This window comes from Microbacterium sp. Kw_RZR3, from assembly GCF_029222405.1.
In the GTDB taxonomy this organism is placed as follows: domain Bacteria; phylum Actinomycetota; class Actinomycetes; order Actinomycetales; family Microbacteriaceae; genus Microbacterium.
Genome location: NZ_JARHXC010000142.1, coordinates 1 through 9,347, shown reverse-complemented (window position 1 = coordinate 9,347; position 9,347 = coordinate 1). Strand labels below are relative to the sequence as shown.

Below are 9,347 nucleotides of genomic sequence, written 5' to 3'. Positions count from 1 at the left end.
CGATCGCCGCGGCGAGTCCATCAGCGACGACCACTTCCTCGTGTTGTTCAACGCCGGCGATGAGCCCGTCGACTTCGTCCTGCCGGACTTCGAGTACGCGCCCGAGTGGGACGCCTACGTCGACACCGCCGGGGAGCGTGCCAACACCGAGCCGCTGAGTCCGGGTGAGACCCTGCCGATCGAGCCCAAGTCGCTCATCGTGCTGCGCGAGCACCACCTGCCCGAACCAGAGGTCGACCACTCCGTGGCCGCGTCGCTGACCGCCCAGATCCAGGTGGTCGGCCCCGACGACCTGCCGGGCCAGGCGCCCAAGCCGGAGCTGTGACCGAGATGCGGCATCCGCTTTCGACCTACCGCCTGCAGATCCGCGAATCGTTCACCCTCGACGACGCCGCCGAGGTCACGGGGTATCTCCGTGACCTCGGGGTCTCGTGGGCGTACCTGTCGCCGCTTCTCGAGGCCACGCCGGGCTCCGACCACGGGTACGACGTCGTCGACGTCACGCGGGTCGACCCCGCACGCGGCGGCGCCGAGGGCCTCGCGCGCTTCGCGGAAGCCGCGCGCGCGGAGGGTCTCGGCATCCTGGTCGACATCGTCCCGAACCACATGGGGGTCTCGGAGCCGCGGACGAACGCCTGGTGGTGGGACGTGCTGCGCCAGGGTCGCGCCTCGGTGTATGCCGACTCCTTCGACATCGACTGGGAGTTCGGCGGCGGCAAGGTGCGCGTACCGGTGCTCGGCGACGACCTCGACGCGGTCATCGGCGAGATCTCGTACGACCCGACGCCGGCTGACGACGCTCCCGACGGTGTGATCCGGTACTACGACCACGCCTTCCCGGTCGCGCCGGGGACGGGGACGGATGCCGCGGCCTCGGGCTCGCGCGACGCCATCGTCGCTCTGCTCGACGCGCAGAACTTCGAGCTGCGGTTCTGGCAGGACGAGGCGGCCGACCTCAACTACCGTCGGTTCTTCGCCGTGACGACCCTCGCGGGCGTCCGTGTCGAGCTGCCCGAGGTGTTCCAGGAGACGCACGCCGAGATCCTCCGCTGGGTGCGCGAGGGCCTCGCCGACGGTCTGCGCGTGGACCACCCCGACGGCCTCGTCGACCCGGGCGGCTATCTCGACCAGCTCGCCGTCGCGCTGGAGGAGGCGGGCGAGGGCGAGATCGGTTACGTCCTCGGCGAGAAGATCCTCGAGCACGGCGAGGCGCTGCCCTCGTGGTGGAAGACCGCCGGGACGACAGGTTACGACGCGCTCGCCGAGATCGACCGCGTGCTGACCGACCCCGCGGGCGAGGCGGCGCTCGACGCGCTCGACGCACGTCTGCGCGCCGACAGCGACCTTGCGCCGCTCACCGGGTGGCACGATCTGATCCACGACACCAAGCGCAAGATCGCCGACTCGATCCAGGTGTCGGAGATCCGGCGGCTCGTGCGGGGTCTTCCCGCTGAGCTCCGTGCGGAGTTCGGGGCCGACGTGCTGCAGGACGCGCTCGCCGAGGTCCTCGCGTGCTTCCCCGTCTACCGCTCCTACCTCCCCGCCGGCCGCGCCCACCTCGATGCCGCCGCGGGCGAGGCCGAGGTGCGCCGACCCGAGCTCGGCGACGTGATCGAGAAGCTCGTACCGGTGCTCGCCGACACCAGCCGCGAGGTCGCGTGGCGGTTCCAGCAGACGACCGGCCCGGTCATGGCCAAGGGCGTCGAAGACACGGCGTTCTACCGTTACACGCGGCTGGGCTCGCTCACCGAGGTGGGGGGTGACCCGGGCGAGTTCGCCCTCGACGTCTCGGGATTCCACACCGCCCAGGCGCTGCGGCACGCGTCGTGGCCGACCGCCATGACCACGCTGTCGACGCACGACACCAAGCGCGGCGAGGACACGCGCGCCCGCATCGCGGTGCTCGCCGAGATCCCGGAGCGCTGGGCGGAGGTGCTGGGCGAGTTCCGCGGAATCGCCTCGACCGGGCACGGTCCGTTCGACAACCTGCTGTGGCAGGCCATCGTCGGCGCGTGGCCCGAGTCGGCCTCCACGCCGGACGGCCTGAAGGTCTACCGCGAGCGCCTGCACGCCTACGCCGAGAAGGCCGCGCGCGAGGCGAGCGAGGTCACCGGCTGGTGGGAGCAGGACGAAGCCTTCGAGGAGCGCATGCACGCGGTCGTCGACGCGGCGACCGGCCCCGCCGCCGAGCGGGTGCGCGCGTTCGTGGACGAGATCTCGCCCGCGGGCTGGTCGAACGGCCTGTCGGCGAAGCTGCTGCAGATCATGGGTCCCGGTGTCCCCGACGTCTACCAGGGCTCGGAGCTGTGGGAGCAGTCTCTGGTCGACCCCGACAACCGTCGCGCGGTGGACTTCGCCGAACGGCGACGTCTGCTCGCCTCGCTCGATGCGCCCGGCGCGGCCTTCCCCACGGTGGATGCCACGGGCGCGGCCAAGCTGCTCGTGACCTCGCGCGCGCTGCGGTTGCGCCGCGAGCACCCGCTGGAGATCTACCGTCCGCTGGAGGCCGCGGGAGTGGCATCCGATCATGTCATCGCCTTCGACCGTGGTGGCGTTTTCGCCGTCGCGACGCGGTTGCCCCACGGCCTGGCGGCCGCGGGCGGATGGCGCGACACGGTGGTGCTGCTCCCGGACGTGCCCCTGATCGACGTGCTGACCGGCCGCTCCTTCGCGGGCGGACCCACCCCGCTGACCGACCTCCTGGCCTTCTACCCGGTGGCCCTCCTCATCTTCTGACCCCCCGTCCCCCGAGCGCGTGAGGGGTCACTTTCTGTCGCTTCACGCCTCTCTGAGCGACAATTTCTGACCCCTCACGCGTAAGGACACACCATGAGCATCGACGTCTGGGCACCGAAGGCAGAACGGGTGCGGTTGCGCCGGCTGGATGACAGCGGCGATGCCGTCGTCGAGGACATCGAGATGGAAAGCGCCGCCGACGGGTGGTGGACCGCCCCGGTCGACCTCGCCGACGGAGAGCGGTACGGCTTCGTCCTCGGCGACGGCGACGACCTGCGCCCCGACCCGCGCTCACGGCGCCAGCCGGGGGGCGTGCACGAAGCCTCGGCCTGGTTCGACCCGAGCGTCTACGCCTGGAACGACGCGAGCTGGACGGGCAAGCAGCTCGCGGGCGGACTGATCTACGAGCTGCACCTCGGCACCTTCACCCCCGAGGGGACGCTGGATGCCGCGATCGGGCGCCTCGAGCACCTCGTCGACCTCGGTGTGACCCACGTGGAGCTCCTCCCGGTGAACGGCTTCAACGGCACCTGGAACTGGGGCTACGACGGCGTTCTCTGGTACACCGTGCACGAGGCCTACGGCGGACCCGAGGCATACCAGCGCTTCGTCGACGCGGCGCACGCGGCCGGCCTCGCGGTCATCCAGGACGTCGTCTACAACCACCTCGGTCCCTCGGGAAACTATCTGCCCGAATACGGGCCATACCTGCGCGAGGGCAGCCGCAACACGTGGGGCGACTCGATCAACCTCGACGAAGACGCGGTGCGCGCCTACATCGTTGAGAACGCTCTGATGTGGATGAGCGACTACCACGTCGACGGTCTGCGCCTGGATGCGGTGCACGCGCTGCTCGATCACCGCGACCCGCACGTGCTGCAGGAGATCGCCGAGCGCACCGACGCCCTGTCGGCGCACCGCGGCATCCCGCTGACAACCATCGCCGAGAGCGACATGAACGACCCGAAGCTGATCCTGCCGCGCGAGGCCGGCGGCTACGGCCTCACCGCGCAGTGGTCGGACGACTGGCACCACACCGCCCACGTCGCCCTCACCGGCGAGACGATCGGCTACTACGAGGACTTCGCCGACCTCGACGCGTTCCGCAAGGTCAGCGAGGGCGGTTTCTACCACGACGGCACCTACTCGACCTTCCGCGAAGAGAAGCACGGCAAGCCGATCCCGGAGGCCGTGCCCAACTGGCGCCTCGTGACCTTCGCGCAGGATCACGACCAGATCGGCAACCGTGCCGCGGGCGACCGTCTGTCGCAGTCGCTGGACTACGACCGCCTCGCCGCGGCCGCTGTGCTGACGCTCACCGCCCCGGGCACACCGATGCTGTTCATGGGCGAGGAGTGGGGCGCATCCACTCCCTGGCAGTTCTTCACCTCGCACCCCGAACCCGAGCTCGGCAAGGCCACCGCCGAGGGACGCATCGCCGAGTTCGCGAAGATGGGCTGGGACGAGTCCACCGTGCCCGATCCGCAGGACCCCACGACCTTCGAGAACTCGAAGCTCGACTGGGACGAGGTCGGCGAGGGCGACCACGCGCAGCTGCTGGGGCTGTACCGCGAGCTGGCGAAGCTCCGCCGGGATCGCCCCGAGCTGACCGACCCCTCCCGCGCCGGTCTGTCGGCCGTGGCGCGCGAGGCGACGGGCGGTCGGGTGTACGAGCTTCGTCGCGGTGACCTCGTGGTCGTCGTCAACCTCTCGGATGCCGAGGCCTCGGCATCCGTCTCCTCCGGTGCCCGGGTGCTCTTGGCGACGACGGAGGGCGTGGTGCTCGACGGCGTGGCGCTCACTGTTCCCGCCGGCGGGAGCGCGATCGCGGCTCCGGCTCTCTGACGTGGGGCGCTGCTTCGTCTCGACTCCTTAGGACCTCGTCCCACTTCTGACGGAGCATGTCCCACTTATGGCGGGTTGGCGGGGCTGCAACCAGCCATAAGTGGGACGAGGTTCGAAAGACGCCAGTCGACCGACGGTCGCAGCAGGCGCAGGATGCGGATGACCGCGGACGGCAGGAGCACGAAGGCGGCCACGATGATCGCCATCACCCCGATCCCGGTGCTCCGCGGCTCGCCGCCGAAGCGCTCGACCGCGAGCCAGCTCAGTCCCCACGCGAGCGCGAGGGCCGGGGTGAGGCGCCACGAGCTCTTCCACGCGATCGCGAGGCCGATGAGGCCCACCACGACCAGGACCCCGATGCCGATGGCATCCGCCGCCTTCTCCCACGACGAGGGGGCGACGGTCGTGAGCCAGGCGGCCGTGTTGGCGACCGTGGCCAGGGTGACCCAGCCGAGGTGCAGACCCGTGACGCCGTCGATGAGGATCGAGTCGACCACGCCGCCGCGCGGTTCGCGCGTGAGAACGGCGACGCGGAACGTCCAGCCGAGGGCGGCGAGGAGCAGCACGATGACGACGACCGTGAGGAAGAGGGTGCCGAAGCGCGCGGCGACGAGCCAGAGACCGTTGAGGGCCATGGTCAGGGCGATGAGCCAGCCGAGCGCGCGCTGGCGCGGGTTCGTACGCTGGCGCGGGAGGGCCTGCCAGATCGCGTACGCGATGAGGCCGAGGTAGATCACCGACCAGATCGAGAACGCCGGCCCCGCGGGGGCGAGGTACGACCCGTTCGTGCTGAGCGCGCCGTCCTGCTGATCCTCGACCGCGGTGTTGCCGAAGGCGCCGGCGCCGATCACCGCCGCGATGATCATGAACGACAGGGCGGAGAGGACGACGATCTGACGTGCGAGGTCGTTCCCCCGCCATGGAGCTTCTACGTTCATGGGCGAAAGCCTAGATAAGCTAGCGAGATTCGCGGTTCGGGCTTGACATCGCGGCATCCGGCCCGCGCCGTCGTGCGGAGTTCGGGGCGGACACGCCGTGCGAGGGGCGGGTGTCTGGGCGTGTCGGGCATGGACACCGCCTGACGGCGCGGCGGGGTGGCAGGACGGTCGTGCGGAGTTGGGGGCGGACACGCCGTGGAGCGGGTCGGCGGGGCGGCGTGTCGGGCATGGACTCCGCCTGACGGCTCGCGTGACGGGGCACGCCGCGACGGCCCGCGGAAGGGTCAGGCCGCGACGGCCCGCGCGGCGAAAGACCGCAGCAACAGGGTGGGCTGCTCGACCGAGACCGTGCGCACGTGCGCCGACACCTGGTCGAACGCCTCCGCGTCGAAGTAGCCCGCGTCGCGGTAGACCTCCATGCGGGCGACGAACGCTTCGGCGGTGGGCTCGGGGTGGAACTGCGTCGCCCACAGACTCGATCCGGCGCGGTACGCCTGCACCGGGCAGGCGGCGTTCTCGGCGAGGAGCGTCGCCCCGGGAGGCACGCTCGCGGTGCCCTCCTTGTGCGCGGTCAGCGCCTGGAAACGCGGGCTCAGGATGCCGAACAGCTCGTCGTCGCGACCCGCGTCGGTCAGCGCGATCTCGGCGGGTCCCGTGCCCTCGGGGGTGTTCAGGGTGACCTCGCCGCCGAGCATGCGCGTGACGACGCCGATGCCGAAGCACGTGAACATCGCGCTCGTGCGCCCCTCGATCGCGGTGGCCGCGAGGCGCTCGAGGTCGCGCTCGAGACGGCGCTGCTCGTCGGTCTTGTCGGGATCGGTGACGTTGAAGGGACTCCCGCCCACGACCACCGCGGCGAAGCGCTCGATATCGCGGGGGAGGGGCTCACGGACGAGGTCGTGGTGCACGAGATCGTCGTCGTCCACCCCGAGTCCGTCGCGGAACGACGCCCACTCGGCTGCGGCCGCATCGCGCTGCGGGCGGGCGCAGACGTAGAGCAGGCGAGCGGTCACCCAGGGATTCTATGCGCGCGCACGGGCGTCGTGCCCGGGGCTGGACTCACGAGGAAACAGCGGCCGCGGGCCTCGTGAGCACCGCGACCTCGTCGAGGCGGACGCGCACGCGCTCTCCCGGTTCGCGCCGTTCGTCCGAGGGGTGCTGCACCCGCACGAGGCTCCCGTCGGCCACGCGCAGCAGGGAGCGGCGGACGCTGCCGAGGAACGTGCTCTGCTCGACCACGGCGTCGACGCCGGTGGCATCCGGAGCGACGATTCGCAGGTTCTCGGGGCGCACGAACACCTCGCACGCGCCGTCGTCGGCGGCGGCGACGAGCGGCAGGCTCTGCCCCCAGACCGAAACGGCGTCGCCTGCGACCCGGCCCGGAACGAGGCTCGACGACCCGACGAAGGCGGCTACGTCGGCGGACGCGGGCCTGAGGTAGAGGTCTTCGGGGCTGCCGAACTGCAGGATGCGTCCGGCGCCCATCACCGCGACCCGATCCGAGACGGCGAGAGCCTCCTCCTGATCGTGCGTCACGAAGACGGTCGTCGTGCCGAGGCGGAGTTGGATGCGGCGGATCTCGTCGCGCAGCTGCACCCGCACCTGGGCGTCGAGCGCCGACAGCGGCTCGTCGAGCAGGAGCACCCGCGGTTCGGTGACGAGGGCGCGCGCGAGGGCCACGCGCTGCTGCTGACCGCCCGACAGCTGGTGCGAGAAGCGGTCGGCGAGGTGCCCGAGCCCGACGAGGTCGAGAGCCTCTCCGGCGCGGCGGCGGGCCTCGGTCGTGCCGACGCCGCGGCGCCGCAGGCCGAACGCGGCGTTATCGATCGCGCGCAGATGCGGGAACAGCGAGTACGACTGGAACACCATGCCGATGTCGCGCTTGTTCGTGGGGACGCTCGAGACCTCGCGACCGCCGATGTGCACCTCGCCGGCGGTGGCGCGCTCGAGACCCGCGAGCACGCGCAACGCGGTCGTCTTGCCGCACCCCGAGGGGCCGAGCAGAGACACGAACTCGCCGGGACGGACATCGAGGTCGACCCCGTGCAGCACACGCGTGGTGCCGTAGTCCTTCACGACGCTGCGGAGCTCGACCCCCGCGCTCTGGGTTCGCGAGGGTGCGCCCTCTCGGTCGATGACGGTCATGAGCTCTTCCTTCCGGCGCCGATGCGTCCGACGCGACCGATGACGAGCAGCAGCACGAACGCCAGGGCGAGCGCGAGCAGCGTGAAGATGGCGGCGACGTAGCCGTCCTGCTTGTTGACGACGATCAGCGCGGTCTGCAGCGTCTGCCTGTTCAGGAGGGACGCGATCGTGAACTCGCCGAGCACGACCGCGACCGAGATGAGCGACGCGGCGAGAAGGCCCTGGCGCAGGTTCGGCATGATGACCCGCAGCAGCACGCTCCCCCAGCCGGCACCGAGCGTGCGGGCCGCCTCGGACAGGGTCTTCACGTCGATCGCGTCGATGGACGCCTGGATCGACCGGTAAGCGAAGGGGAGGACCAGGATGCCGTAGGCGAAGGCGAGCGTCCACGCCCCCGTTCCGAGGGTCCGACCGATCTGCAGGTAAAGGGGAGTGAGACCCACCACGAGAACGATGGCGGGGATCGAGATCGGCAGGAGGGCGACGAACTCGAACACGCGACGAAGACGGGGGAACGCCAGCGCCACGAGCACCATCGTGGGCGTGAACAGGACGAGGACCAGCAGCACCGTGACCCCCGCGAGGCCGAGGGAGTTCCCGACGCCCGTCCACAGCGGGCGGTACTTCGCGGCGTTCGCGGGGTCGGCGAGGGCCGTCCAGCGCTCGAGCGACAGCCCCGACCCGCCGGGAAGCGGCGTGAGGGTGAACAGCACGGTCGCCGCGAACGGGACGGCGAAGACCAGCCCGACGCCGACGCCGATGACCCAACGCGCCCAGCGCGGGGGAGCGAGCGGGTTCACGACTGCCACCGCGCCGCGCGGCGCTGCACGAGCGAGTACACGCCCATGACCACGGCGACCACGACGATCATCCCGAGCGCGAGCGCGCCGGCGAGGTTCTCGCGCCCGAGGACGGTCTCACTGGTGAGCGCGGTGCGGATCTGCAGCGGCACGATCTGCGAGCCCTGGCTGGCGAGCGCGGCGGCCGTGGCGTACGACGAGAACGCGTTGGCGAACAGCAGGAGCAGGCTCGCCAGGAACGACGGCGCGAGGACGGGCATCCCGACGTGCCGCCAGAAGCCCCCTCTCGTTCCGCCGAGGGTGAGATGCGCCTCGACCCATTGCGGCTTCAGAGCGGCGAGAGCGGGGAGGAACGTGATGACCATGAGCGGGATCTGGAAGATCAGGTAGGCCACCACGACACCCGGGAGGTCGTACAGCCAGACACCGTTCTCGTACAGCGAGATCCCCGTCAGCTGCCGCAGCACGACGGTGACGACACCCTGCGCGCCGATCGCGGCGATGAGCACGAATGCGAGCATCACGCCACCGAACTGGGCGAGGACTCCGGATGCCGCGTCCACGGCGGTGCGCACGACGCCGGTCTCGGGCAGCCCCAGCATCGCCCAGCACACCAGGGCACCCACGACGGCGCCGATGACCGCGGTGACCAGCGACACCATCGCGGAGTTCCCGAACGCGGCGAGCACGAGGGGGTCGCCGAGCGCGGCGACGTTGTCGAGCGTGAACGAGCCGTTCCCGTCGACGAAGCCCGAGGCGACCGCCACGATCGTCGGCAGCGCGAGGAACAGGACGACGTACGCGGCGAAGGGGGTGAGGCCGAGCCACGCCCAGCCCGGACGGGCCGCACCCCGCGGCGACGGAGCGGAGGGCTCCGGCGCCG

At 71.1% G+C, this 9,347-nt stretch carries 7 protein-coding genes and 1 pseudogene; 3 read left to right on the top strand and 5 right to left on the bottom strand.

Translation table 11 applies throughout. The features are described 5' to 3' along the window. The 3 genes and pseudogenes from P2P98_RS07615 to treZ form a co-directional block, all read left to right on the top strand. Positions 1 to 325, top strand: a pseudogene (locus P2P98_RS07615) (glycogen debranching enzyme GlgX); the annotation flags it as partial. A 5-nt stretch (positions 326 to 330) separates the two neighbouring features. Beyond that, on the top strand, positions 331 to 2,736 hold the full coding sequence (gene treY / locus P2P98_RS07610) for a malto-oligosyltrehalose synthase (protein WP_275798683.1): 2,406 nt from the start codon (positions 331 to 333) through the stop codon (positions 2,734 to 2,736). Positions 2,737 to 2,829: 93 nt separating this feature from the next. Further along, entirely contained in the window at positions 2,830 to 4,581 is a 1,752-nt protein-coding gene (treZ, locus tag P2P98_RS07605) for a malto-oligosyltrehalose trehalohydrolase (protein ID WP_275798682.1), read from the top strand. Positions 4,582 to 4,646: 65 nt separating this feature from the next. Here treZ and P2P98_RS07600 read toward each other — a convergent pair whose 3' ends face one another. The 5 genes from P2P98_RS07600 to P2P98_RS07580 all read right to left on the bottom strand — a co-directional run. Beyond that, positions 4,647 to 5,519: a tryptophan-rich sensory protein gene (locus tag P2P98_RS07600; RefSeq protein WP_275798680.1), complete on the bottom strand. Its 873-nt coding sequence runs from the start codon at positions 5,517 to 5,519 to the stop codon at positions 4,647 to 4,649. 284 nt (positions 5,520 to 5,803) lie between these two features. Next, on the bottom strand, positions 5,804 to 6,532 hold the full coding sequence (locus P2P98_RS07595) for a GMP synthase (protein WP_275798678.1): 729 nt from the start codon (positions 6,530 to 6,532) through the stop codon (positions 5,804 to 5,806). Between the two features lie 46 nt (positions 6,533 to 6,578). After that, positions 6,579 to 7,664 (bottom strand): ABC transporter ATP-binding protein, encoded by a 1,086-nt coding sequence (locus P2P98_RS07590; protein ID WP_275798676.1) that lies wholly within the window; start codon positions 7,662 to 7,664, stop codon positions 6,579 to 6,581. Then, on the bottom strand, positions 7,661 to 8,464 hold the full coding sequence (locus tag P2P98_RS07585; protein ID WP_275798674.1) for an ABC transporter permease subunit: 804 nt from the start codon (positions 8,462 to 8,464) through the stop codon (positions 7,661 to 7,663). The genes P2P98_RS07590 and P2P98_RS07585 overlap by 4 nt, the downstream gene beginning before the upstream one ends. Next, positions 8,461 to 9,347, bottom strand: an 887-nt coding sequence (locus P2P98_RS07580; RefSeq protein ID WP_275798672.1) for an ABC transporter permease subunit, incomplete at its 5' end; no start/stop codon positions are given. The genes P2P98_RS07580 and P2P98_RS07585, both read right to left, overlap by 4 nt.